This window comes from Phyllobacterium brassicacearum (assembly GCF_003010955.1).
GTDB lineage: Bacteria > Pseudomonadota > Alphaproteobacteria > Rhizobiales > Rhizobiaceae > Phyllobacterium > Phyllobacterium brassicacearum.
This window is the reverse complement of sequence record NZ_PGGO01000016.1, coordinates 91193-115264: the sequence shown is the minus strand read 5'-3', so window position 1 is coordinate 115264 and position 24072 is coordinate 91193. Positions and strand designations below refer to the sequence as shown.

Below are 24072 nucleotides of genomic sequence, written 5' to 3'. Positions count from 1 at the left end.
TCAACCGTTCCAGCCGAGATGGCTGAGGAAGTTGCGCGTTCTATCCTCGCGTGGCGCGTCGAAGATCTGGGCCGGCGGTCCCTGTTCAACGATCTTGCCGTGGTCGAACACGACGACCCAGTCGGCGACACGCCTGGCGAATGACATCTCGTGTGTGACCACGACCATGGTCATGCCTTCGTCGGCCAGCCGCTTCATGACGTTGAGCACCTCGCCGATGGTTTCCGGGTCAAGTGCAGACGTTGGTTCGTCGAACAGCATCACCTCCGGCTCCATCGCCAGCGCCCTCGCGATGGCCACGCGCTGCTGCTGGCCGCCAGACAGATTGGCCGGGTAACGGTCGGCTTTGTCGGTCAGGCCCACCTTCTCGAGCAGGACGCGGGCGCGGGCGTTCGCTTCTGCTTCCGAAATGCCGAGCACGGTCAAAGGCCCAATGGTGATGTTCTCGAGCACCGTCTTGTGCGGGAACAACTCGAAGCTCTGGAACACCATTCCCATGCGTTGGCGAACCTTGCGAATTTCGGCCTTGGAGCTGGGGAGGGGATGCCCATCGAAATAGAGCTGGCCGCCGTCAATTACCTCCAGTGCATTGGTCGTGCGCAACAGAGTGGATTTGCCGGAGCCTGACGGGCCGATCAGGCACAGTACCTCACCACGATTGACCCGCGCGGATACGCCGTCCAGGGCGGTGAAATTGCCGTACTGCTTCCGAACGTCACGATATTCGACGACCGGGGTGGAACTGGCGTTCTTGCGGCCGAAATCGGCCTCAGTCACGTTGCTCATTCCTTCACTCCCCATTTTCTGTAGATCCAGTCAGCAAGTTTTGCTTGCGGATAACCAAGAACCCAATAGATCACTGCCATCGCGGTCAGTATTTCCAGGATGCGAAACGTCTGCGAACGGATCTCAAGCGCGGTATGCGCCAGTTCTCCGACGGCGATCACCGACACCAGCGACGTGTCCTTGAAGAGTGACACCCAGGTGCTCGCCAGGACCGGCAGGACGCGCCGCGCTGCCTGCGGCAACACGATTTTTCGCATCACCTCTATGTGGCTCATGCCGAGTGCTAACCCCGCTTCGCTCTGCCCCTTGCGGATCGAATTGATGCCGGCCCGAAACGTCTCAGAATTGTAGGCTGAAACATTGAGGGCGAGCGCAACCAGCCCCGTAGTGAAAGGCGGCAGCGTCAGGCCGGAAAGAACTGGCAGAACGTAGAAGCTCCAGTAGACCAGCAGGATGAGCGGGATGTTGCGGAAGAATTCCACGAAACAAAGCGCCATCCAATTTAACACACGGTTGGGGGATAGCCGCATCAGCGCCAGCACGATGCCGCCAGGCACAGCCACCGCCATTGTCGCGATGGTTAACAGGATCGTGATGCCGGCGCCCTTGGCCAGCGTCCCCGAGAATTGCCAGACAACGCTCCAGTCGAGGTTCATGACCGCCCCCTGTAGGACACGCGATCGTAGAGGCGGTCGATCAGACGTGTCGTCGGAAACAATACGAGGAAGTAAACCACCATAATCGTTGTGAATACCTCCATTGGACGGAAGGTCTGGCCCGAAACCGTCTCAGCGCGCTTCATAAGTTCGGGTACTGCGATGACGGCGGCGATCGCCGTGTCCTTGATGGTGATGGAGATAATAGAGCCAATCGACGGCAGCATACGGATAATCGCCTGCGGCAGGATAATCTTGGTGAGCACCTGGCGCGGCGACATGCCGAGGACCAGACCGGCCTGGGTCTGTCCATTTCGTACCGAGCTAATGCCCGCGCGTACGATTTCGGCAACGTACGCCGAGATGTGCAAGGTCAGCGCGAGGAGCGCCGCCCAGAACGGCGGAAAGTTGACCCCGGTCAGCACTGGCAGGGCGAAATAGATCCAGACGAGAACAACCAGCACGGGGATAGCCCGCTGCGAGTCGATGTAGAAGGTCAGAATCTTTTGCAGCCAGGTTGGACCATACATGCGGCCGAGGGCGATGAGGGTGCCTGCAATGAGGCTGCAGACAACGGTCAATATGCTGAGCAACAGTGTTATGCCGAGACCAGTGGCGAGGTAGCGCCAGTTGTCGGTCACAGGGCTGAAATCGAAATCCATTCCACTCTCCGAAACCAGACCTCCCCTCCGCCGCTGTGGCGGCGGAGCATGGGTCCGTGCAGGTTTTGTCCGATCGAAGCAACCGGCCCGCCGCTACCGGCGAAATGAAGCCTCAATTCATCGTGCCGATGACGCGCTCTTCATCAGCCCGCAGCTTGTCCTGCATCTCGGCTTCGACGGTCCGGAGCCATTCGAGATAGACATCCTGGCCTTTGTCGACGGCGAGGCCGACGGGGGCCGCCTTTTCTCCAGAGTCTTGACAGTTGTTTTCCTTCGGCAACGCCATGAGACCACGCACTTTTTTGTTCAACAACACCCATTGGACCCGGTTAATCGGCGCCGCATCGGCGCGCTTGGCCATGATCTCCTCGATGGGCGCTGGCGCGCTCGACGACGTGACGCCACGTAGCTCTGCTTTGCCGAAACGCTCCTTGACCCAGTTCTCTTCGGCACCGCCGATGAAGAACGCCACCTTGAAACTCGGGTCGTTGATCGCATCGACATTCGCCGCTGCGGCGAACTTCTCGTTGTCGGCCCGGCCGAAGATGCAGACGCTCGTCTTGGAGTAGAGGACAAAGTCGACGACCTTGAGCCGTTCAGGGGTCTCGGCGAGCGGCGTGATACTCATGTCGACCTGATTGGCGGCCAGCACGGGAACCTTGGTTTCATGGCTGACCGGAACCGGCTGGAGCGTGACACCGAGGCGGGAGGCGTATTCCTTGGCCAGTATCCAGGCCGGACCCTCAAATGGTTCCCCGCTGCCGGACGTGTTCTCGATCAACCAGGGGGTATTGGCCAGAACGCCGACACGCAAGGTGCCAGCCGCTTTGATCGCGTCGATGCGCGGGCTTGCGCCGGGGGCCGGGACGTCGGCCGCGGACGCGCCGAACGCCACGAAAGATGCAATGACCGCCGCGGCAGGGATGCTTGAAAATTTCAACACTGACTATCCTCCACTTTGTTGTGTTCGACCTAAGGTCTGACGAGGTCGCGTTCGCCTTCAAAAAATGCTTTCTGGGTCTCGGCCAGCCTCTCGATGGTCTGAAAGACGGATTGCAGATGAATGCGCATAGCCGCTTCGGCTTTGTCAGCGTCGCCAGCCAGCACCGCAGCAATGATGGCTCTGTGCTGTTCCATGATCCGGTCCAACCACTCGCCACTTTCGAGTGACAGGAAACGGACCCGGTCGAGCTGTGCCTTGACGCCCTGGATCAGACTCCAAATGGCTGGACGCCCGGCCATACCGATCAGATAGGTGTGCATATCGTCGTCTGCGCGGAAGAAGCCGGCCAGGTTGCCGTCGCGGATCGCACGGGTCTGCAGAGTCAAGAAGTCTTCGAGCCGATCGGCGTCCTGTCGCGTCTGGCGTTCCGATGCGATGCGAACGGTTCGACACTCCAACGTCTCTCGAACGAATTGACTGTCGTAGACTGCCCTCAGTTGAATGGGGGAAATGAAGGTCCCCACTTGGGGCAGGATGCGCAAGAGCCCTTCGTCAGCAAGACGTCGAAACACCTCGCGCACAGGCGTACGGCTGACGCCCAATTCGTCTGCAACCTGGATTTCAGAGATCGCGTCACCTGGCTTTAGCGCGCCGGTGAGGATGCGCTCGCGCAATGCGGCATAGAGCTCCCGACCGATCGGTTCATTACGAGCGAGCTGGACACCTGCCAGAATGTTCATCAGATTTCTCCTCCACTTGTTTACTAGTATGCAAGTTCATTGGATTTGTCAAATAGTTCACTGCCAGGCATCTCTGTGCTGGGTTTGCGTCGGACGAACTATGTCGCTTGGCACTTAAGGCACAGGAACGGAGTTGTGGCAGCGGCATGGTTGTGTAGTCCTTCCGGTCATTCATGACGTAGAAGAGGCCGTTCTCCTAGCTGATCGCGTCCTGGTGATGAAGGGCGGTGTCATCGCTCACGAGGAACGCATTGCCATGCGACGTCCGCGCGACGTTGCCGATCAGGCGTTTGCGCGCATACGCGGCGGTCTCCTGAACTGGTTCGGCGTGCGTCACGGAAAGGATCACGATCAGGCGCTTCGAACCAACGCTGGGGCATTTGCGTCGCCGTGAGCAGTCATAGGCAAGATGCACTGGAATTGACCGCCGATGTTCTCATTATCGGCGGTGGATAGCCGGAACTTGGGCAGCGCAGCCTGAGCGCTGGCGTCTTTCAACCAAAGCGGAAACGCCGATCAGGTAATGCCGCCGAGACAGACGTATTTGATCTCCAGGAAATCATCGATTCCGTATTTGGATCCTTCGCGGCCAAGTCCGGAGGACTTAACTCCGCCAAAAGGAGCTTCCGCTGTCGAAACCAACCCGGTGTTGACGCCCACCATTCCGTACTCCAGAGCTTCTGCGATGCGGAACACGCGCGCTAAGTCTGCCGAATAAAAATATGCGGCCAACCCGAATTCGGTGTCGTTCGCCTGGCGCACCACATCGTCTTCATCAGCGAAGCGAAACAGCGGGGCCACAGGCCCAAAGGTTTCCTCGCTCGCGAAGAGCATCCCCACGGTGACATCGGAAAGTACGGTAGGTTCGAAGAATGTACCGCCCAATGAGTGCGCCTTTCCGCCCGAGAGGACACGAGCGCCTTTGCTGATGGCGTCGGAAATATGGTCCTCAACCTTTTGAACCGCAGCAGCATTGATCAAAGGCCCGAGATCGACGTTGCTTTCGAGGCCGTTTCCAACCCGAAGTTTTGCCACCTTCGCCGAAAGTTTCTGTCCGAATGCGTCGTAGATACCGTTCTGAATGTACATGCGGTTCGCGCAGACGCAGGTTTGCCCATTGTTGCGAAATTTGGCGATCATGGCGCCTTCGACGGCAGCCTCCACGTCGGCATCGTCGAAGACGATGAAAGGTGCATTGCCCCCAAGTTCCAGTCCCAGCTTCTTGATCGTGCCCGCGCTCCGCCGATAGAGCTCTGTTCCGACAGGGGTCGAACCGGTGAACGTCAACTTGCGCACGATCGGGTTGGAGGTCATTTCCGCCCCAATTTCCACCGCGGAACCGGTGATCACGCTGAACAAGCCCTCCGGTAGTCCCGCTTGTTCGGCAAGGACAGCAAGCGCAAGGGCAGAGAAGGGTGTTTGAGGAGCAGGTTTCAGGACGACGGCGCATCCCGCAGCCAATGCCGGACCAGCCTTGCGGGTAACCATTGCATTTGGAAAATTCCACGGGGTGATGGCTGCAACGACGCCGATAGGTTGTTTCATCACCAGGATACGCTTGTCCTTGTGATGCCCGGGAATGATATCGCCATAAACGCGGCGTGCTTCCTCGGCATACCACTCTATGAAACTTGCGCCGTAGACAATTTCCCCCTCTGCTTCGAGGAGCGGCTTGCCCTGTTCCAGCGTGAGTATCCTGGCAAGTTCTTGCTTGTGCTGCAGTATGAGTTCGAACCAGCACCGAAGCACGTTGGACCGTTCCTTGGCAGTCTGACGCGCCCAGGATTTTTGGGCGACCCTTGCCACATCTATCGCCTGTCTTGTCTCAAGCGTTCCGAGTTCTGGTACGTATCCGAGTTTATCGCCGGTTGCGGGATTCCTTATCAGATTGGAGTTTGCCGGGTTTGCTTCTATCCATTGTCCTCCGACCAGTGCTGCCTGGCGGAATAAAGTTGAGTCCTTGAGGACCATAATCGTGTTTCCTCAGTTGAAATGTCGGCCAGGCTAATCGCAGAAGGCGTGGGTGGTTGCCGGATCCCAAGTGATCCAGACTTTTTCACCTGTTGTCAGCCCGTTGATTGCCGTATCGCCAAATGGAAGCCGTACGGAAAGCGCCTCATTGGCGCTGGTTACCGTCGCCACATGGGTGTTGTTGCCAAGAAAGGTGATGTCGTTGACAGTTGCTGCGATACCTGCGCGATCGGTTCCTGCAGTTCGAGACAAATTGATGCGCTCCGGTCGCAGCATGACGGCCGCATTCCCGCCGGCCGTTGCCTTTCCGTGAACGGGTACGCCCGTCACGACCGTCTCGTCGCCAAGATGTATATCCGCCAACCCGCCACTGGTGGCTGCAACCACGCCTTTGAGGAAGTCACTGTCGCCGATGAATTGTGCGACGAAACGCGTAGCAGGATTCGCATAAAGCTCGGGACCAGTTCCGGTCTGATCGATAACACCCCGACTGAACACGGCAATGCGATCGGAGAGCCGCAAGGCTTCTTCCTGATCGTGGGTGACGTAGAGGATGGTGACCGATGTTTCCTGGTGAATACGCCGGATTTCGTATTGGATTTCTTCGCGAAGTTTCTTATCGAGCGCTGACAGCGGTTCGTCCATCAACAGGACAGGCGGATCATAGGCCAGTGCGCGTGCGAGCGCGACACGCTGTTGCTGCCCACCCGACATCTTGGCCGGCATGCGGTCTTCATAACCTTCCAGACGCACAAGCTTGAGCATGCGGCGCACTTTTTCATCGATTTCTGCTTTCGGCAGTCTGCGCACCCGCAAAGGAAAGGCGATATTCTCACCAACAGAAAGGTGCGGAAACAACGTGTAACGCTGGAACACCATTCCGATGTTGCGCTTGTGCGACGGCGTTTGGAGCAGAGTCTTGCCCTCAAGCAAGATATCGCCGCTTGTCGGATTTTCGAACCCGGCAAGAATGTACAGCGTTGTGCTCTTGCCGGAGCCGGACGGGCCGAGAAAGGTCAGGAACTCACCTTTTTCCACGTTTAGCGTCACGTCGTCCACGGCGGTCACCGCGCCATATTCTTTGCGGATGCCACGAATCTGCAGAAATGGCACGGTCATGATTTGAATCCTTTGCGCAAAAGTGCCGCGACGATCATCAGCACCACAGTAAAGACAACAAGCAGTGTCGAGGCGGCGGCGATCACCGGTGTGAGATCCTGGCGCAACGTCGCCCAGATCTTGACGGGAAGCGTTTGGAGGGTGGGGCTTGCCATGAAGATGGCCACCACCACCTCATCCCACGAAACGAGAAATGAGAAAATTGCGGCGGCAAACAATCCATGTCGGATGCCAGGCAGCGTAACACGCAATTTGGCTTCCAACGGATGGGCGCCACAAAGTATGGCTGCATCTTCGATGGAGCGATCAAAACTATCGAGCGCATTGCCGATCGAAATAATCGAGAACGGCAGGGCTAAAATGAGATGTGCGATAACAAAGCCCAATAGGGTTCCGTTGAGCCCGATTTTCAGAAAGAAGGCGTAAAGGGCCACGGCAAGGACAACGACCGGCATGATCATCGGGGTTAAGAATAGCGCGCGCAGCGTTTCCCGCCCGGCAAAGCGGCCGCGGGTCAGACCAAATGAGGCTAACAGGCCGAGTATCACTGAACAGAGGGTAACGATGATTGCAATCTTGGCACTTGTAAGGGCGCTTTCGAGCCAGCGTGGATCGGCGAGAAGTTCCTGATACCAGCGCAGTGTCCAACCGGGTGGCGGGAAGATAAGCCACTGCGATGACCCGAAGGAAAGGGCCACGATAAACAAAATAGGTACAAGCAGGAACAGGGCAACAAGAACCGAAAAACCGGTAAGGACCCATTTCCACATGCCAAGTTTGTCGAAATTCAGCAGCACCTTACTGTCCTTCCTGGCCAATGCGCCCAACACCGAACAGCCGCAGCTGGATGGCGTAGAGAAGCAGCGTGACGACGAGCAACACCAGGGCAGCGGCTCCGCCCATGCCCCAATTGACCAACGACTGCACAAACTGGGCGATCATTTCCGCAACCATCATATTGGCCGTGCCGCCCAGAAGCGCAGGGGTGACGAAATAACCAAGTGACATGACGAAGACCATGAGCGCCCCCGACGCGATACCGGGCAGGGCAAGGGGAATGAGCACCCCCCAGAGGCATTGCCATTTGGTGGCACCGCACAGCGCAGCCGCCTGCAGAATGCCCGGCTCAATATCTTTGATGACGCCGCGCAGCGGCAAGATGATAAACGGCAGCATGATATAGGTCATCCCGATGGTGACGCCGGTAAGGTTGTTGACCATGACCAGCGGCTGATCGATCAGGCCAAGGTTGATAAGGGTCTTGTTGATGACACCCGTCCGTTGCAGCAGAACCATCCAGGCATATGTACGGGCAAGGAGGTTGGTCCACATCGACAGCAATATGATCGCGAAGAGCACGGATCCCCATCTGTTGGGTATGATCGCCAGCAGCCACGCTACGGGAAAGCCGATGATGACCGACAACAAAGTGACCAGCGCAGAAACCAGAAATGTGTTGGCGAATATTCGCACGTAGGTCCAGGACCCGAAAAGCTCGGCGTAGTTGCTCAAACCGGGCGTTGGTTCAAGAACGCTGCGCAGGAGCAGCGACGCAATCGGAACGATAAAAAATAGCGCGATGAGCAGCAAAGCCGGCGCAATGTAGGCGAAACCAGACGGACGCCGCCGCTGCCTAAGCTCCGGTGCAAAGCTGGTTGTGCTGGTCATGACACTCATCCTGACGATCCCTCGGCGTTTTTTTGAAGCGACATTCGGCCCGGTACAACAATGGCCGGGCCGAATGCGTGGGGGGCTTTTATTTTGCCTGCCACGCGTACCAGCGCTCACCGATCTCATCGCGATGTTCGGCCCAGTAGCGCATATCGGCATTTACCTGGCTTGCGCCCTGCTGATCTGGAAGCGTCTTGCGCAAAGCCGCATCCATCAGCTGACCCGACTGCGTATTGACGGGGGCATAGCCGGTTGCGGTTGCCATATCTGCCTGCCCCTGAGCGCTGGTCGCCAAAGCGATGAATTTCATGGCGAGATCACGGTTCTTGGCGCTCTTTGGCACGACGAGTGCATCGGCAGCAGTGATGTTCTGCTCCCAGGATTCGCCGACATTCACGCCGGTTGCTTTAAGCGCGGTGAGCCTTCCGTTCCAGAACATGCCGTATGGGGCCTCCGCGGAAGCAAGAAGCTGCTGCGACTGAGCGCCGCCGCTCCACCAGATGATGTCCTTCTTGATGGTGTCCAGCTTCTTGAAGGCGCGGTCGAGATCAAGCGGATAAAGCTTATCTGGCGTTACGCCATCGGCAAGCAGAGCGGCTTCGATCACGCCGGGTGCCGACCATTTGTAAAACGTTCGCTTTCCCGGGAACTTGGTTGTGTCGAACAGATCGGCCCACGTCTTCGGTCCCTCAGCGCCCACAGCATCGGCGTTAAACCCGATGATGAAGGAATAATAGAAGCTGCCGACGCTGTAGTCCGTTACAAAACGCGGATCCAGTTTGGATTTGTCGATCACCTTAAAGTCGAGCTTCTCGAGCATGCCCTTGTTGCCGGCCTGTACCGCATAGTCGCCCTCCACATCGACGACATCCCAGTTCACATTACCGGATTCAACCATTGCTTTGATCTTGCCGTAGTCGGTTGGACCATCCTGAAGAACGTTGATCTTGGTCTCAGCTGTGAATTTATCGGCCCAAGCAGCTTTCTGCGCGTCCTGCGTCGTACCACCCCAACTGGTGAAGACCATTTCAGTGGCAAAGGCCGGTGCAGTGAATGCAATTGCGGCAGCCGCGGCTGCCATGATGAATGATTTACGCATGTTCCCATTTCTCCATTGTTGTTGTTTATGTTTGTCTGCGATCAGCCTTGCGGACTCCCGCCAGTCGACCAGAACGCGGCCGGTTTCATGATCTTGTTTCCTGCGACCTCAATGAGATCGCGGATGCGTGGCAGGAAGGCCTGCCAGTCGGGATCTGCCATCAGGCGGGCCCTTCGTTCCTCCCGGTCATTGAGGCTGGCAAAGGCCCAGATGTGGACAATTTCGTTGATCGGTCCGATTTCCGAATAAAAGTAGCCGACCAGCTCGCCAAGGTGACGTTTTTGAATGGCGATCCCGGTTTCTCCCACAACCTTCAGGTACTCGGGGATTGCCCCATTTTTCAGCCGGTATGTGCGCACTTCGTAAAACATGGCATCACCGCATCACGAATGGATCGGGAATTGGATCGTCGGATGTTCGCAGCCACACCGTTTTCGTCCGGGTAAAGTCGAGTGCTGCCGCCATGCCTCCTTCGCGTCCATGCCCTGATTGCCCATACCCGCCGAAAGGCGCGATGGGAGAAACAGCCCGGTAGGTGTTGATCCAGACGATTCCAGAGCGGATTTGCCGTGTCATGCGATGGGCGCGGGCAAGGTTCTGGGTGAAAACGCCGGCAGCAAGTCCAAACGGTGTGTCATTGGCGAGCGCCAGCGCCTCCTCCTCACCGGTAAAGGACAGAACTGAAAGCACTGGCCCGAACAGTTCCATTTCCGCCGATGGCGAGCAGATAGCGTCGCAGTCGATGATGGTGGGACGGAAATAATAGCCGGCTTTGCCTGGAGCGCTACCACCGGTTATGAGCTTTGCTCCAGCAGCAACTGAGTCTGCTATCACCCGCTCAATCAACGCGCGTTGACGAAGCGTGCAAAGCGGCCCGACCTCCGTCTCCATCTTGTCTGGTGCGCCGATCCAGATCGCCTCGGCTTTTGCTTTGAGGATTTCGATGAATTTGTCCTTGATCGAAGCTTCGACGAGCAGCCTTGAGCCGGCGACGCAACTTTGGCCGGTTGCGGCGAATATGCCTGCAATCTGGGCATTCGCCGCGCTTTCAAGGTCGGCATCTGCGAAAACAATGAAGGGCGATTTGCCGCCAAGTTCCAGCGACGTGCTTGCGAGATTTTCCGCCGAATTGCGGACAATATGACGGGCCGTTCCGGGTCCACCGGTAAAGGCAATGTGGGCGACCTTCGGATGGCGCGTAAGCGCGGCACCACATTCGGTGCCAAATCCGGTGATGATGTTGACAACGCCATTCGGGAAGCCTGCTTCGTGGACGAGGCGCGCAAATTCAAGCAGCGGGGCAGGGCCGTCTTCCGAGGCTTTAACAACAAGCGTGCAGCCAGCCGCCAGTGCCGGGCCGATCTTGACCGCGGCAAGAAAGAGCTGGCTGTTCCAAGGAACGATCGCGGCAACGACCCCGACCGGTTCTCGCTTGAGCCAGACTTCCATGTCGGGTTTGTCGATTGGCAAAGACGCGCCTTCGATCTTGTCAGCCAGGCCAGCGTAGTAGCGGTAATAGTCGGCAACGTAGGAGATTTGCGCCGATGTTTCGCGAATGATCTTGCCGGTATCTCGAGTTTCGAGCTCTGCAAGGGCAGGTGCGTGGGCAGCCACAAGATCCGCAAGGCGATAGAGAAGCTTTCCGCGCGCAGTAGCGGTCATGGTCGCCCATGCCCCGCTCGTCAGAGCGCGCTCGGCGGCATTCACGGCACGGTTAACATCATTTTCCTTCGCTTCAGGCATCTCGGCCCAGGCTTCACCCGTGGCGGGGTCGATGCTCTCAAACCTGGCTTCGCCGTCTTCGAACTCGCCATCGATATAGTGCTGAAATTTGCGCATTAATGAGCCTCCGCGAACGCCGGCATGACCTCGTTGATGAATCGTTCGAGTGATGCTTTCTTGCGGGCAAAGCTCATGCCCGTATCGATCCAGAAGGAATACTCGTCGTAACCCAACGTCTCATAGTGCTTCAGCCGGGCGATCACCTCGTCCGGCGTGCCGACGACATTGTTTTTGCGCATTGCTTCCGGCGCATACATTGTGTTCCCGGCGATTTCGTCTGGTGTAAGCCGCTCGATAAGCCCCTGACTAATTGGCTTTTCATTTTTGAACCAGGCGCCGAAATAATTGTAGTAGACACTTATCTCGCCTGCGGCTTGCTGGATGTCCGCTTCATCTGTTCCGACATAGGTGTGTCGAAGGACCATGATTTTCGGGCGCGGCGTGTCTGGATATTTGGCGCAGGCATCGTTGAAGCGCTGCATCAGGCTTTCGACTTCTTCATCGCCGAACCAGAGGGGCGTAACCTGCACGTTGCAGCCGTTCGCTACCGCAAAGTCGTGCGAGTTGGGGTCGCGGGCGGCAACCCATATCGGCGGATGAGGATTTTGTAGGGGCTTCGGCGCCGATGTGGTTGAAGGGAACGACCAATATTCGCCCTCATGAGCGTAGTCCCCGGCCCACAGGCCCTTGATGGCCGGAATAAGCTCTCGCAGTCGTTGTCCGGCGCCCCATGCATCGAGACCTGGCGAAAGCCGTTGATATTCGAAATTATATGCGCCGCGCGCAATACCGATGTCGAGGCGGCCATCCGTGATAATATCGGTCATCGCGGCTTCGCCGGCGAGCTTGATCGGATGCCAGAACGGTGCAACCACGGTGCCCGTACCGAGCCTTACGTTTGTTGTTCGACGCGCAAGGTCTGCGAGATTGATGAATGGATTGGGCGCAATGGTGAAATCCATCCCGTGATGTTCGCCGGTCCAGATCGCATGCATTCCACCGCGATCAGCGATTTCACATAGTTTAATGAATTCATCGTAAAGGCTTTGCTGGCTTTGGCCAGCATCCAGACGCTCCATATGCACGAACAGCGAGAACTTCATGGATCAGACCTTTCTGCCAATCTGGTGCACCTTGCCGGTGCGTTCGGTGCCGAAATAGACGCCGAAATTTCCGATGCTGCTTTCAGCGGCGAACCGCTGGACGATGTCACCGGTTGTGGGCGTTGCTATGCGGGCAATCGGCAAATCCTTGATGGAAAAGAACTGACCGGCTTTGGGGACGCCGTTACCCGCCGTACAGCGGTAGACAATATGCTGACGTCCTGATGCACGATTTTCATAGACGGAGTAGATCTGCCCGACCGAGATCGGAAGGCCTGTCGTCATTGTCAGATAATCGTGCAATCCGTCCGGTCCTGCAGCGCCGGTGATGATGCTTTCGGGCAGCTCGAACTTGTCTGTTTCATTCTCTAGCAGCAGAATCTCTCCGTCCCGCTCCACGACCCCACCGACCATGACGTCGGAATCGGAGGCAGCTGCAGATACCGCCTGCCCAGTCAACGACGCCGTAAAATATGTGCCCCGTGCATAACCAAGGCCATTGGAGAGTCCATTTGCGAAGGCCTCCACTTTGCCGATAAGAATAACGTGATCGCCGCCATCCGTGATTTTATGCAGCGAGCAGTCGAACCATGCAGCCACGTCCGAGAATACGGGTGAGCCATGTGGACCCTTCTGCCAGTCAACTTGGGCAAAGCGGTTCTCTACCGGCCGCGCGAACGTGTTTGAAACCTCCTTTTGTCCCTCGGACAGAATGTTGACCGCAAATCCCTTTGCATTCGTAAGCGTTTCGAAATTGCGGGAAGTGCGAGCAAGGCAGACCAGCAGTAGTGGTGGATCGAGCGATACGCTAGTGAAGGAGTTGGCCGTGAAGCCGATCGGCTCTTCATCCTGGCTGTAGGTCGTCACGACGGTGACGCCTGTCAAAAAGGCTCCGAATGCGTCGCGAAGGGTTCTTGGATCGATAGTTGTCATGGCCGTTATGGCGCCTCCCTTGCAAGCCACTCCCGCATAATGGCATTTACCGCCACTGGTGCGGTCAGATTGACCATATGCCGCTCATTTTCGATGAGCCGAAAATATCCACGCGGCGCCGCATCAGCCATTGCGATTGCCATCGCCGGAGTGGAATTTGGGTCATCTGCTCCAGTCAGAAACAGGGCAGGGCACTGCACCGACGGCCAACAATCGGCATAAAACGCATCCCCTTCGGCAAATGCGGAATAGGCGGTCGCGTAGCCCTTTGGATCGACATCCGATAACCAGCTGCGTGTAAGGCGGTAAGCTTCGCTGTGCTGATTGTCCTCGCCGAACCAACGCAACAGAGGGCCATCATAGTCGGTGTGACCACCCTTGAGAATTTCGGCAGCGCGGGCACGAACTGCTGCTCGAGCATCCGGGCTCCTGCGGTAGACGCTGTTCAACAGAGCGACACGCCTAATCCTGTGCGGCTGTGTTGCGGCAATTCCTCCGGCGATGAGAGCACCCATCGAATGACCAGCAACGTTCAGACTGTCGAGACCGAGATCGTCAATAGTGGCCGACAGCCAAGCAACGAACCCGTCGAGCCGAGCGTCCGGCGCGATCCGTTCACTCCCGCCATGACCGGGCATGTCGACGGCGATGACCCGATGCGTGTCGGAAAGCGCAGAAATCTGTGGGCCCCACGCTTCAAGCTGCATACCGACCCCGTGGATCAGCAGGAGCGGCTCGCCCGCGCCTTTCTCGAGGTAGGCCGCGCCTTTTGGCGTCCTAGATCGCTGCGGGGTTGCCAACATCACGGCCCATTTCCTCCAAATCCTGATAGCGGTTGCCGATGCGATGGTGCGGGCGGCCTCCCACTGATGCGCCAAGCGCCACAACGATTTCGTTCGCCGCAGGCGCATCGGGAATAGCCGTCTGGATGGTCAGATAGTGCGAACGGCGACCTTCGTCGTTCTTGTCCATCAGCGGGATCATGATTGGTGCGTTTGCACCGCCGCGTGTGTTGCAAAAGGCAAGGTAGGATTTAGCGCCAACGGCCTCGCGATAGTGGTTCCCGAAGCGCAGTGTGTGGATGAGCGCTGACGCATGCTCCAATTCACCGTTCAGACCGACAACCGCTGTTTTTCCGTAAGCTTCGACGGCATCTCCCGACCCTACGGCGTCGATGATCATCTTCGTTAACAATTCACCGAGTACCGGTGCGGCAGTGTGAATTTCGGGCCGGAGGTCTTCGACATATCCGCGTCCAGCCCAAGGATTCGTGACAACGGCGGCGGCGGTATACAGCGTCAAGGGCTGTGATGAGGCCCTGTCACCTTCGATAAGAACCGACTCCACCTGCAGCAGAGTCTTGCGGATTTGAATTGCCATCATCGTCTCCAGAACAGCTTCTCTGTATCCTCATATGATGGTATACCATAAGACCACGTGTCAAGACCTTGTTTACTTCTTCTTTTCAGATTAAGAGAGATCATGAAAAAAACCGGCTTGGACTCACTGAAAATTGCCACCCACCCGGCTACCTTACGGGAGATCGCCCTTGAGCGGCTCCGTGATGCAATCATTGCTGGTCTGTTCGAGCCCGGGCAGCGTCTTGTGGAGCGCACGCTGTGCGACCAGCTGGGGGTAAGCCGTTCGGTGATCCGGGAGGTTATCCGCCACCTGGATGCCGAGGGACTGGTGGAAATGCTGCCAAAGCAGGGGCCAATCATTGCCCGGCTGGATTGGAATCAAGCCCGGCAGATTTATGATATTCGGGCTGCACTGGAGTCGGCGGCGGTTGCCGATTGTGCGCGCAGTGTGGACGCCGCGACAAAGACCAAGCTTCGGAATGTGCTGAATGATCTCGACCGCACATCGCGCAAGAACGATCCCACGACGATCCTCGATGTGACCACGGAATTTTACGAGATCATCTTCACAACCGCCGGACATGACGTTGCCTGGGAAATTGTACGGCGTTTGAACAGCCGCATTTCCCGGCTTCGCGTGATGACGCTCAGCACCGGCGACCGGATCGTCGCAGGTCCGGCGCGTATTCGTGAAATCTTCGCGGCGATTGAGCGCAATGATCCAGAAGCAGCGGCGAATGCCTGCCGCAACCATATTCAGGAAGCGCGGAATATCGCCGAGTCAATACTGAAATAAGTTCGAACATCGGCCGGCGGCGACTTCTGGCTATTCAACATATCGGGTTGATGTACGACGATTTCTGCTTCTTGCAAAGCTCATCGGAAAGCTCGGACCGACTGGTATGGTTGATGCTATCAACTTTCGCGAGCCGATAGTCAGCAGGTTCTTGATCGTTGCCAACGAAAACGGACCGGTCAAATTGGGTGCTTTGGCGGGTTACGCTTTCGCAACCATCGCTGTGCCGGATCATTCTTCGTCCGACCAAGATGGTCCGCCACTATCTCGGCAGTGGAACCGGATGCTCTGCTGCCGAACTTGAGAGTTGTTGAACTTTTTTAACCGGTCAAATCGACAGCGGTCGCATGCGGTGTTTCCGTTTTCAATAAGCGATTATTCGTCCCCTGAGGCTTCACTTGACACGTTGGATACTTTGTCGCACATTCCCCACAGGCAAAATAGTTGCCACACATGAAATAATAAGAACCGGAAAACGGCTAAAACAAAGGGGATAAAATATGGAAGCTGCAGCAATCCCGCATTCCGTTGATGCCAGCCTTACCCGGCGCATTGATCAAATGCATGCTCGTGACCGGGCAGGTCTGATACTTTTCGTCCTGGTGCTCTGGAGCACGCTCGGGTTCGCACTCGTGCGTGTATGGTCCTACATTTCCATTCCTGAAATTGGCATTATTCTCTCTGTCGCCTGCGGCTTCGTGCTCTTCTTCAACACAGCGGCGGTAATTGCCATGCTTCGGCACTACACTGAAGACAAGCACTTCATCTATGGCCTCGACATCAAGCATCTCGACGAGATGCGTCGGCGTCGGGGTTGAGGAGGGCAGAATGGCTTACAAACCCCCAAAGCAAGGACTTTTCGGCCAGGTATTCGACGTTTTGACACTGCTCGTTCTGACGGTCGGCGCTCTCTATATCCCGCTCTATATGGGGCTTGCGGGGGCGGCAAAGGTGCCTAACCCTGTCGCCAACCCGACCTGGCAGAGTCTTGGCCAGAACGCCGCCGAGCAGCAGCAATGGGCCGCGCTCGGTATCACAGATCCCGCTGCCGCCAACAACATCATCACAGCCCGTTTCGATTACAGCTTCAGCTGGGTAGCCCTGGTTGTCATGGCGGTGCTGGTCGTCGGCTATTTCGTTCTGGTCGTACGGCTGTCCGACAGAGAATACCGTGAAGTCATAGAAGAACGCTTCGGCGAGAAGAGATAGGGAGGCCATCATGGATGTGTGGAGCAAGCTGGAATACGTGGCGTGGGGGCTATCGTTAATGTTTGGCGCGCTGATGATCATCGACCTGATCCGTACCGATTCAACCTATGACAACGATCTGCTGACCTCCTCACGCGAAGGCGAGATTGAGGCAACGGCAGAACGTCACATCATCTGAGGGCGGCCACCATGGCAAATGGAACAACAAGCAAGACGCAGACTGAACGTCTCCAGCTTCTGCGGGTACTCGGCCCCGCGCACATCTGGGCGCTCGGCGTCGGGATCGTGCTGGTCGGCGAATACATGGGATGGAACTTCTCGGTCGGGAAGGGGGGCATGATCGCGGGTTTGATTGCCTGTTGGGTTGCGGGGCTACTTTACACCTGCGTGGCCATGATCGACTCGGAGGTTACCTCTACTGTTGCCGCAGCAGGTGGCCAATACGCACAGGCGAAACATATCGTTGGGCCATTGATGGCCTTCAATGTAGGTCTTTTCCTTGTGATGGCTTATACGATGCTGGAAGCGGCCAATGCCATCACCGTCGGCTTTCTGCTTGATACAGTTGCTGGCATCCAAGGCCATTCGGGCCTCGACCAGCACCCCTTTATCGTACTCTCCATCATGTTCTTGGCGTGGCTCAACTATCGCGGCGTATTGGCGACACTAACGTTCAATCTCGTGATCACCGCCATCGCGTTCCTTGCTATCATCGTCCTGTTCTTGTCGGTGCAATTCGGTGCTTCGAGTGTGCCGCTCGATTTCTCTGCGATCACCAACGATCCGCTGCCCTATGGGTGGGTCGGCATTGTCGCTTCGCTCCACTTCGGCCTCTGGTATTATCTCGGTATCGAGGGTACCTGCCAGGCAGCAGAAGAAGTGCGTTCGCCCGCGCGCTCGCTACCTTACGGCACGATGGCGGGGATTATGACTCTGCTGATCGCAGCAACCATGACGTGGTATGTCTGCTCGGGCCTCATTCCCTGGGAGTATCTCGGCCAGGCTGGCACGCCCCTCTTTGACGCCGCCCGCGTAACAGGAAACAGCTGGCTGATGGTACTACTCTTCGTGGGCACGATGTTCGCTACTCTTGCCTCGGCTAACGGTTGCATCAACGATGCCTCGCGGGCATGGTTCTCGATGGGCCGCGACCGTTATCTGCCCAGCTGGTTTGGCGCCGTGCATCCGGTTTATCGCACGCCATACCGGGCCATCGTGTTCCTCGTGCCGATCGCGCTCATCTTTGCGCTTGGTGCCCCTCTTGATCAAGTTGTAACCTTCTCGATCCTTTCCGGCCTGCTCGGCTACACGTTCATGACCTTCAACATGATAATGTTCCGCAATAAATGGCCGTTGGATACTATCAAGCGCGGGTATGTTCATCCCTTCCACCCGCTGCCGACGATTGTGCTTCTCACGTTGTGTTCAACAGCCTATTTTGCAGTGTTCCTCGGTTACGGCACTCAACTGATCGCCATGCTGTGCTTCTACATCATCGCATCGCTTTGGTTCCACTTCCGGCGCTACCAGTTCGTTCGGCGGGGTGATCAGTTTACCATGCCGTGGCCCAAGCCGCGCGGGTACTGACTAGCGTGAAACGTACATCAGCCAGGGTGGTATGCGCGCAATGATCACACAGATGGTGTTGGGGGTTTTCGTTACCGCATGCTGCTTGTGGATAGGAGCTCTTGCTCTCAGGGAGCATCGGGCCGTGCTCGCCCAACGCCGCGGGCTTCTTGACGAGGCGGCCAAGCTGTTCAGTGACGCTCGTGTCGTGGTCGCGCCGGACCAGTTTCCGGCGCTCGTGACACGTCTCGACAGACACCAGGAGGTCAAAATTGAGCTCATTGCGGACACCATGGTATTCCGTAGGCTGCCTCAGCTCTGGTTGATAGTTACGCTGAGTAAAACCGACGGATTGCAGCGACCGGTCATAGGCGCGCTGGCTCGGCCGACTGGCGCTGAATATTATTCACTTGTGCACGAGTTGCCCGAATGGATGATGCCGCCGGAGATAGGCACTTCGCTTTTGATGAGAGGCGACGGGCAGGCCACGCCGTCTCAGGTGGAAAACGTCTCGGCGGTGTTCACCAGGCTCTTTGCCGATCCTACCGTCAAGGAGGCGGTTGTCACCCCGGGCGGCGCTCGACTTATCCGGCAGGCAGCACAAGGAGATCGAGGCATGCATCTGTTGCTTCGTCAGACCCGTTTTCTGCTGGCATCAATCCCTCCGGATCTGGTGAGCAGAGCAATTTCCGAGGCCTTGGTGTTGAGCGCCGCCCTGACGGAAAGCACATTCACAACTTCCGATCACATTGCAGCGTGAAGTCGCCCATGCTTAAGCCATTAAATCCCTATCTGGTCCTCGCCTTGGCAATTGTGTTACCCGGAGCTGGTCATGTGGCGGTGCGCCAAGCGACCCGGGGCCTAGCCTTCGCCTTTTTTGTAGCCCTGTTTTCAATGATAACCTACTCGACGACGACGCCCGATCAGTCCTTCATCGGCCGCAACGCGGGCGGACTTTTTGTCTGGGCGCTTTCTATACCCGATGCTTATCGCCGGGCCAGAATTCGGTCCGCTACACGGTCATAAAATTAAGCGGACGGTGGCACCCCATAGGAGAGGTTGCCCGACGCCGGCTGTCCTTGTCGGCGTCAGACATTAGTCCAGCATCCGCGTCGATGCTTTCCGTGGAGCCATTCGGTGATGGCTTCAGCGTTGGGCAGCGTTGGCGGGGTAGCTGATAATCGACAGATAACGGGCGGGCAGCTTTACCAGGATTTCAGGCCCGTGGGGTGCATCCGAGTCAAAGAATAGACTGTCTCCGGGTTGCATTGAGTAGAGCTGATCACCATGGCGGTAGGCCACTTCACCTTCAAGCATGTAAATCAGCTCAATGCCTAAGTGCTGAAAGGTCGGGAAGACATCCGAATCAGCAGTCAAAGTGATGAGATAAGGTTCGACAACGACACCGCTGGTGTTGTTGTCGATGTGACCGAGCACATTGTACTGATGGCCGGCGCGCGAGCCTCGCCGCTCGACCTCGACACCTTGCCCGGATTTCACAAATACCGCATTTCGCGGCTCTTCATATCTCCGGAAGAATGCTGTTAACGGGACACCAAGAGCCCGCGAGAGGGATTGCAAGGTCGTCAGGGACGGTGAAATATTGCCGTTTTCGATCTTTGACAGCATGCCAAGCGAAATACCAGTGGTAACCGCAAGATCAGAGACCGTTATTCCTAGCTTCTTTCGATATGCCCGTACCTCGTGACCAATCGCTATCTCAAGATTGTTTTCTTTCGGTTCCCGAACTGCATGGGGATCTTGAGAAAAAACGGGCGTTAGCTTTTCATTCTGCGCGGTTGCTTGTCTGCTTTTGTTGTCCATATTTTCCTCTAAGGGCTTTCACTATATACTATCGTGAGAGTGAAATTTCTTCAACCCTGAAGAAAATATTGCTGCTCGAAGCTCTTATAATCCCCTAGCGGAAGTCCAAATCCGGACCCAATACCAAAATTATCATCCGATACAGAAAGTTCAGTTCGCCTAGCCCATACGTTCGGAAGCGTAACTGCCAGGACTTGCGGGAAAAACGACGGTACGGTTGCCGTTCTTGAACACACGCCTGTGAATATGCGCATGCACGGCCCGCGCCAGGACCTGGCTTTCGACGTCGCGCCCGAGTGCTACATAATCCTCGGGGCTTTGGGCATGGGTGATACGCACGATGTCCTGTTCGATAATCGGACCTTCATCCAGATCGGCCGTCACGTAGTGCGCCGTGGCACCGATTAGTTTCACGCCTCTTTGATACGCTTGCTTGTATGGGTTCGCCCCTTTGAAGGATGGCAGAAAAGAATGATGGATGTTGATGATCCTCCCCGACATCTCCTTGCAAAGGGTGTCTGAAAGCACCTGCATGTAGCGGGCAAGAACGATCAAGTCCGCTCCACTGTCGCGAACAATATCGCGAAGGCGCGCCTCTGCCTCAGTCTTGTTCGCTTTGGTAACAGGAACATGAAAGAACGGGATATCGTGATTGACAACAACCTTCTGATAATCGAGATGGTTTGAAACCACACCAACGATGTCGATTGGAAGCGCGCCAATCCTCCAACGGTAAAGCAGATCATTGAGACAATGACCAAAGCGGGACACCATGAGAATAACCTTCATGTTCTCGCCAGCGTCGTGAAAGTCGTAATCCATTTCAAGCTTCGCCGCGACGTCTTCAAATCCTGCCCTGATGTCGGCCAAGGTGGATCCCGTCTCGCTAACCGCTGTGACGCGCATGAAAAAACGGCCCGTGTCGACATCATCAAACTGGGCGCTGTCGATTATGTTACAGCCGTTGTCCGCAAGATGGGTGGCGATTGCCGCAACAATCCCGCGGCGGGTAGGGCAAGTTACGTTGAGAATAAGTTTCGACATGGTGTCCCTAAGGTCAGCGGATTAGTTGCGCTCCGGACTGGACCGTTTTGACGGCCGAGAGATGGTCGCGGCTTACAGATAGCCCTATATGTCCAGGGTTGTCTGATGTTCCCACTCTGTGAACTGGGAACAGTATGCGTTCCATTCGCTGTGCTTGAGCTTGAGATATGCCGAGGAAAACTCCGTTCCCAGGGCGACCTGAAGTTCTTCGTCCGATTCGTATGCACGTAAGGCATCGAGCAGGTTCAAGGGCAGCTTCGGTGCATCGGTGACGGTGTGCCCGTCTTTGTACATATCTATGTCATAGTGTCGGCCAGGATCGGCATTGGTTCTCAGTCCGCTGAGGCCAGCAGCTATGATGATTGCCTGAAGCAGATAAGGATTAACTGCCCCGTCAGGTAGGCGCAGCTCGAAGCGTCCCGGACCTGGCACCCGGACCATGTGCGTGCGGTTGTTGCCAGTCCAGGTAACTGAATTGGGTGCCCAGGTCGCGCCCGAAACCGTGCGCGGCGCATTGATGCGCTTGTAGGAATTAACCGTGGGATTCGTGACCGCCGCGAGAGCCGAGGCATGTTTCATTATTCCGCCGAGGAATGTCTTGCCATTTTCCGACAGACCGAACGGCATCCGTTTGTCCGCAAAAGCGTTGGTCCTGCCCTCAACATCCCAGACGGATATGTGACAATGACAGCCATTGCCTGTGAGACCCTTGAACGGCTTGGGCATGAAGGTGGCGCGCAGACCATGTTTTTCGGCGATCGATTTGACCATGAACTTGAAGAATGAATGTTTGTCCGCCGTATTCAGCGCGTCATCATACTCCCAGTTCATTTCGAACTGGCCGTTCGCATCCTCATGATCGTTCTGGTAGGGCTTCCAGCCGAGTTCCAGCATGCAGTCGCAGATTTCGGCAATGACATCATAGCGGCGCATGACTGCCTGCTGATCGTAACAGGGCTTTTCTCCCGAGTCGCGCTGATCCGAGATTTGCGACCCATCGGGCGTGACGAGAAAAAATTCGGGCTCCACGCCCGTCTTTACCCTCAATCCCTGTTGTCTCGCTTCACCGACCAGCCGTTTCAGCAACACGCGTGGAGCCTGTTGCACTGGCGCATCTTCCATCATGCAGTCGGCAGCAACCCAAGCAACGTCCCTTTTCCAGGGAAGCTGGATGACTGATCCTGCGTCCGGTACGGCAAACAGATCCGGGTGGGCGGGGGTCAAATCCAGCCATGTGGCAAAGCCCGCGAAACCCGCGCCATCTCTCTGCATATCGGCAATCGCCTGTGCGGGAACAAGCTTGGCCCGCTGGCCGCCGCAAAGGTCCGTATAGCTGATCATGAAGTATTTGACGCCGTTTTCAGCAGCGAATGTAGAAAGATCAAGTGTCACGTCATTCCCCTTTATTAGTTCAGACACCCAGTTGCACAAGATCGGCGGGCCGCATCCTCCAAAGGGCAGCCTGCCGGGCTCGTGGCTAAAAGTTACCCTTTCCGGGGTACCAGTTCGTACCCGCCAGCGGGATTTGCGCCATTGCCGCCGCTTCCATTGTGAGGGCGCACAGGTCCTCCGGTTCCAGGTTATGAAGATGGTTCTTCCCGCATGCCCTTGCTATTGTCTGGGCCTCGAGGGTCATGACCTTTAGATAGTTGGCAAGACGCCGTCCTGCGGTAACAGGATCAAGACGTTTGGAAAGTTCAGGATCCTGCGTTGTGATACCGGCAGGGTCCCGGCCCTCGTGCCAGTCGTCATAAGCTCCTGCAGTGGTGCCGAGCGCCTGGTATTCCTTTTCCCAATGGGGGTCGTTGTCGCCGAGCGCCACAAGGGCCGCGGTGCCGATGGCAACAGCATCGGCCCCGAGAGCAAGTGCTTTCGCCACATCAGCGCCCGAACGGATGCCGCCTGAGACAATCAGCTGGACCTGGCGGTGCATACGGAGATCCTGCAATGCCTGAACAGCCGGACGGATGCAGGCAAGTGTCGGCATGCCGACGTTTTCGATGAAGACATCCTGCGTCGCGGCAGTGCCCCCTTGCATTCCGTCGAGCACGACGACGTCTGCTCCAGACTTCACCGCCAAGGCGGTATCATAATATGGGCGTGCACCTCCCACTTTGACGTAGATCGGCTTTTCCCAGTCGGTGATCTCGCGAAGTTCCATTATCTTTATCTCGAGATCGTCCGGGCCAGTCCAATCAGGATGGCGGCAAGCCGAACGTTGATCGATACCCTTTGGAAGAGTGCGCATCTCGGCAACGCGATCAGAGATCTTCTGGCCGAGGAGCATACCGCCGCCGCCCGGTTTGGCACCTTGCCCCACCACAATCTCAATGGCGTCGGCACGGCGAAGATCCTTCGGGTTCATGCCGTAGCGGGACGGGAGGTACTGATAGACGAGCGTCTGGCTGTGGCCGCGTTCCTCGTCGGTCATGCCGCCGTCACCGGTTGTCGTGGATGTGCCGGCGATCGTCGCCCCGCGCCCCAACGCTTCCTTCGCATTGCCGGACAACGCGCCGAAACTCATGCCTGCAATGGTGATTGGTGTCTTGAGCTGGATCGGTTTCTTGGCAAAACGTGTCCCGAGTACGACAGATGTATCGCACTTTTCACGGTAACCTTCGAGCGGATAGCGGGAAATCGACGCGCCGAGAAACAGCAGGTCATCAAAGTGCGGAACCTTACGCTTTGTGCCAGCGCCACGGATGTCATAAATCCCTGTGGCCGCTGCGCGCCGGATTTCCGCGAGCGTGTAATCGTCGAATGTCGCCGATTTACGCGGTGGCGTGTATGGATTGTGATAGCTCATG

28 protein-coding genes are annotated in these 24072 nt (G+C 56.8%); 8 read left to right on the top strand and 20 right to left on the bottom strand.

Annotated elements, in window-relative coordinates:
* The 5 genes from CU102_RS19935 to CU102_RS19915 all read right to left on the bottom strand — a co-directional run bounded on the left by CU102_RS19935 (window position 1) and on the right by CU102_RS19915 (window position 3787).
* On the bottom strand, window positions 1-786 hold the full coding sequence (locus CU102_RS19935; protein ID WP_106712842.1) for an amino acid ABC transporter ATP-binding protein: 786 nt from the start codon (window positions 784-786) through the stop codon (window positions 1-3).
* Window positions 783-1442 carry an amino acid ABC transporter permease gene (locus CU102_RS19930; RefSeq protein WP_106712841.1) on the bottom strand — a complete coding sequence of 220 codons (660 nt, stop codon included), beginning with the start codon at window positions 1440-1442 and terminating at the stop codon, window positions 783-785. Before CU102_RS19930 ends, CU102_RS19935 begins: the two co-directional genes overlap by 4 nt.
* Window positions 1439-2104, bottom strand: coding sequence for an amino acid ABC transporter permease (locus tag CU102_RS19925; protein ID WP_106712840.1), 666 nt, complete (start codon window positions 2102-2104; stop codon window positions 1439-1441). The genes CU102_RS19930 and CU102_RS19925 overlap by 4 nt, the downstream gene beginning before the upstream one ends.
* Window positions 2105-2216: 112 nt before the next feature.
* Entirely contained in the window at window positions 2217-3047 is an 831-nt protein-coding gene (locus tag CU102_RS19920; protein ID WP_208113886.1) for a substrate-binding periplasmic protein, read from the bottom strand.
* A gap of 29 nt (window positions 3048-3076) precedes the next feature.
* Window positions 3077-3787 (bottom strand): GntR family transcriptional regulator, encoded by a 711-nt coding sequence (locus CU102_RS19915; RefSeq protein WP_208113887.1) that lies wholly within the window; start codon window positions 3785-3787, stop codon window positions 3077-3079.
* 133 nt (window positions 3788-3920) lie between these two features.
* Here CU102_RS19915 and CU102_RS19910 point away from each other — a divergent pair, with 133 nt between their 5' ends.
* Complete coding sequence (locus CU102_RS19910) at window positions 3921-4181, top strand: hypothetical protein (protein WP_208113888.1); 261 nt, start codon at window positions 3921-3923, stop codon at window positions 4179-4181.
* A 122-nt stretch (window positions 4182-4303) separates the two neighbouring features.
* On the opposite strand, the gene CU102_RS19905 is transcribed toward CU102_RS19910, so the two are convergent.
* From CU102_RS19905 to CU102_RS19855, 11 genes are all read right to left on the bottom strand, one after another.
* Window positions 4304-5758: an NAD-dependent succinate-semialdehyde dehydrogenase gene (locus tag CU102_RS19905; protein WP_106712838.1), complete on the bottom strand. Its 1455-nt coding sequence runs from the start codon at window positions 5756-5758 to the stop codon at window positions 4304-4306.
* Between the two features lie 33 nt (window positions 5759-5791).
* Window positions 5792-6877 carry an ABC transporter ATP-binding protein gene (locus CU102_RS19900; RefSeq protein ID WP_106712837.1) on the bottom strand — a complete coding sequence of 362 codons (1086 nt, stop codon included), beginning with the start codon at window positions 6875-6877 and terminating at the stop codon, window positions 5792-5794.
* A complete protein-coding gene (locus CU102_RS19895; protein WP_106712836.1) occupies window positions 6874-7674 on the bottom strand; it encodes an ABC transporter permease in 801 nt (266 codons plus the stop codon). Before CU102_RS19895 ends, CU102_RS19900 begins: the two co-directional genes overlap by 4 nt.
* 1 nt (window position 7675) lies before the next feature.
* Entirely contained in the window at window positions 7676-8554 is an 879-nt protein-coding gene (locus CU102_RS19890; RefSeq protein WP_106712835.1) for an ABC transporter permease, read from the bottom strand.
* A 79-nt stretch (window positions 8555-8633) separates the two neighbouring features.
* Entirely contained in the window at window positions 8634-9647 is a 1014-nt protein-coding gene (locus tag CU102_RS19885) for an ABC transporter substrate-binding protein (protein ID WP_106712834.1), read from the bottom strand.
* A gap of 41 nt (window positions 9648-9688) precedes the next feature.
* On the bottom strand, window positions 9689-10018 hold the full coding sequence (locus CU102_RS19880) for an NIPSNAP family protein (RefSeq protein WP_106712833.1): 330 nt from the start codon (window positions 10016-10018) through the stop codon (window positions 9689-9691).
* Window positions 10019-10022: 4 nt separating this feature from the next.
* A complete protein-coding gene (locus tag CU102_RS19875; RefSeq protein WP_106712832.1) occupies window positions 10023-11486 on the bottom strand; it encodes an aldehyde dehydrogenase in 1464 nt (487 codons plus the stop codon).
* Entirely contained in the window at window positions 11486-12532 is a 1047-nt protein-coding gene (locus CU102_RS19870) for an LLM class flavin-dependent oxidoreductase (protein WP_106712831.1), read from the bottom strand. Before CU102_RS19870 ends, CU102_RS19875 begins: the two co-directional genes overlap by 1 nt.
* 3 nt (window positions 12533-12535) lie before the next feature.
* Window positions 12536-13465: a flavin reductase family protein gene (locus CU102_RS19865; RefSeq protein WP_106712830.1), complete on the bottom strand. Its 930-nt coding sequence runs from the start codon at window positions 13463-13465 to the stop codon at window positions 12536-12538.
* A gap of 5 nt (window positions 13466-13470) precedes the next feature.
* Entirely contained in the window at window positions 13471-14268 is a 798-nt protein-coding gene (locus CU102_RS19860; RefSeq protein WP_106712829.1) for an alpha/beta fold hydrolase, read from the bottom strand.
* Window positions 14243-14845, bottom strand: a complete 603-nt coding sequence (locus CU102_RS19855; protein WP_106712869.1) for an amino acid synthesis family protein — start codon at window positions 14843-14845, stop codon at window positions 14243-14245. Before CU102_RS19855 ends, CU102_RS19860 begins: the two co-directional genes overlap by 26 nt.
* Window positions 14846-14947: 102 nt before the next feature.
* Between CU102_RS19855 and CU102_RS19850 the strand changes: the two genes are divergently transcribed.
* The 7 genes from CU102_RS19850 (at window position 14948) to CU102_RS19815 (ending at window position 19423) form a co-directional block, all read left to right on the top strand.
* The gene (locus CU102_RS19850) at window positions 14948-15622 is read left to right on the top strand and encodes a GntR family transcriptional regulator (RefSeq protein WP_106712828.1); all 675 of its coding nucleotides are present in this window, start codon (window positions 14948-14950) and stop codon (window positions 15620-15622) included.
* Between the two features lie 500 nt (window positions 15623-16122).
* Window positions 16123-16440 carry a hypothetical protein gene (locus CU102_RS19840; RefSeq protein ID WP_106712826.1) on the top strand — a complete coding sequence of 106 codons (318 nt, stop codon included), beginning with the start codon at window positions 16123-16125 and terminating at the stop codon, window positions 16438-16440.
* A 10-nt stretch (window positions 16441-16450) separates the two neighbouring features.
* Window positions 16451-16831, top strand: coding sequence for a hypothetical protein (locus tag CU102_RS19835; protein ID WP_106712825.1), 381 nt, complete (start codon window positions 16451-16453; stop codon window positions 16829-16831).
* Window positions 16832-16841: 10 nt separating this feature from the next.
* Window positions 16842-17009 (top strand): hypothetical protein, encoded by a 168-nt coding sequence (locus tag CU102_RS19830; RefSeq protein ID WP_166648558.1) that lies wholly within the window; start codon window positions 16842-16844, stop codon window positions 17007-17009.
* A gap of 11 nt (window positions 17010-17020) precedes the next feature.
* Window positions 17021-18418, top strand: coding sequence for an APC family permease (locus tag CU102_RS19825; protein ID WP_106712824.1), 1398 nt, complete (start codon window positions 17021-17023; stop codon window positions 18416-18418).
* Window positions 18419-18542: 124 nt separating this feature from the next.
* Window positions 18543-19157, top strand: a complete 615-nt coding sequence (locus CU102_RS19820; protein WP_245425428.1) for a hypothetical protein — start codon at window positions 18543-18545, stop codon at window positions 19155-19157.
* An 8-nt stretch (window positions 19158-19165) separates the two neighbouring features.
* Complete coding sequence (locus CU102_RS19815) at window positions 19166-19423, top strand: hypothetical protein (RefSeq protein WP_106712822.1); 258 nt, start codon at window positions 19166-19168, stop codon at window positions 19421-19423.
* Between the two features lie 120 nt (window positions 19424-19543).
* Here CU102_RS19815 and CU102_RS19810 read toward each other — a convergent pair whose 3' ends face one another.
* The 4 genes from CU102_RS19810 to CU102_RS19795 all read right to left on the bottom strand — a co-directional run bounded on the left by CU102_RS19810 (window position 19544) and on the right by CU102_RS19795 (window position 24071).
* A complete protein-coding gene (locus CU102_RS19810) occupies window positions 19544-20221 on the bottom strand; it encodes a helix-turn-helix domain-containing protein (RefSeq protein WP_106712821.1) in 678 nt (225 codons plus the stop codon).
* Window positions 20222-20380: 159 nt separating this feature from the next.
* Complete coding sequence (gene purU, locus CU102_RS19805; protein WP_106712820.1) at window positions 20381-21265, bottom strand: formyltetrahydrofolate deformylase; 885 nt, start codon at window positions 21263-21265, stop codon at window positions 20381-20383.
* An 84-nt stretch (window positions 21266-21349) separates the two neighbouring features.
* On the bottom strand, window positions 21350-22657 hold the full coding sequence (glnT, locus tag CU102_RS19800; protein ID WP_106712819.1) for a type III glutamate--ammonia ligase: 1308 nt from the start codon (window positions 22655-22657) through the stop codon (window positions 21350-21352).
* Window positions 22658-22742: 85 nt separating this feature from the next.
* Window positions 22743-24071, bottom strand: a complete 1329-nt coding sequence (locus CU102_RS19795; protein ID WP_106712818.1) for an FMN-binding glutamate synthase family protein — start codon at window positions 24069-24071, stop codon at window positions 22743-22745.
* Between the last annotated feature and the right edge of the window lies 1 nt (window position 24072).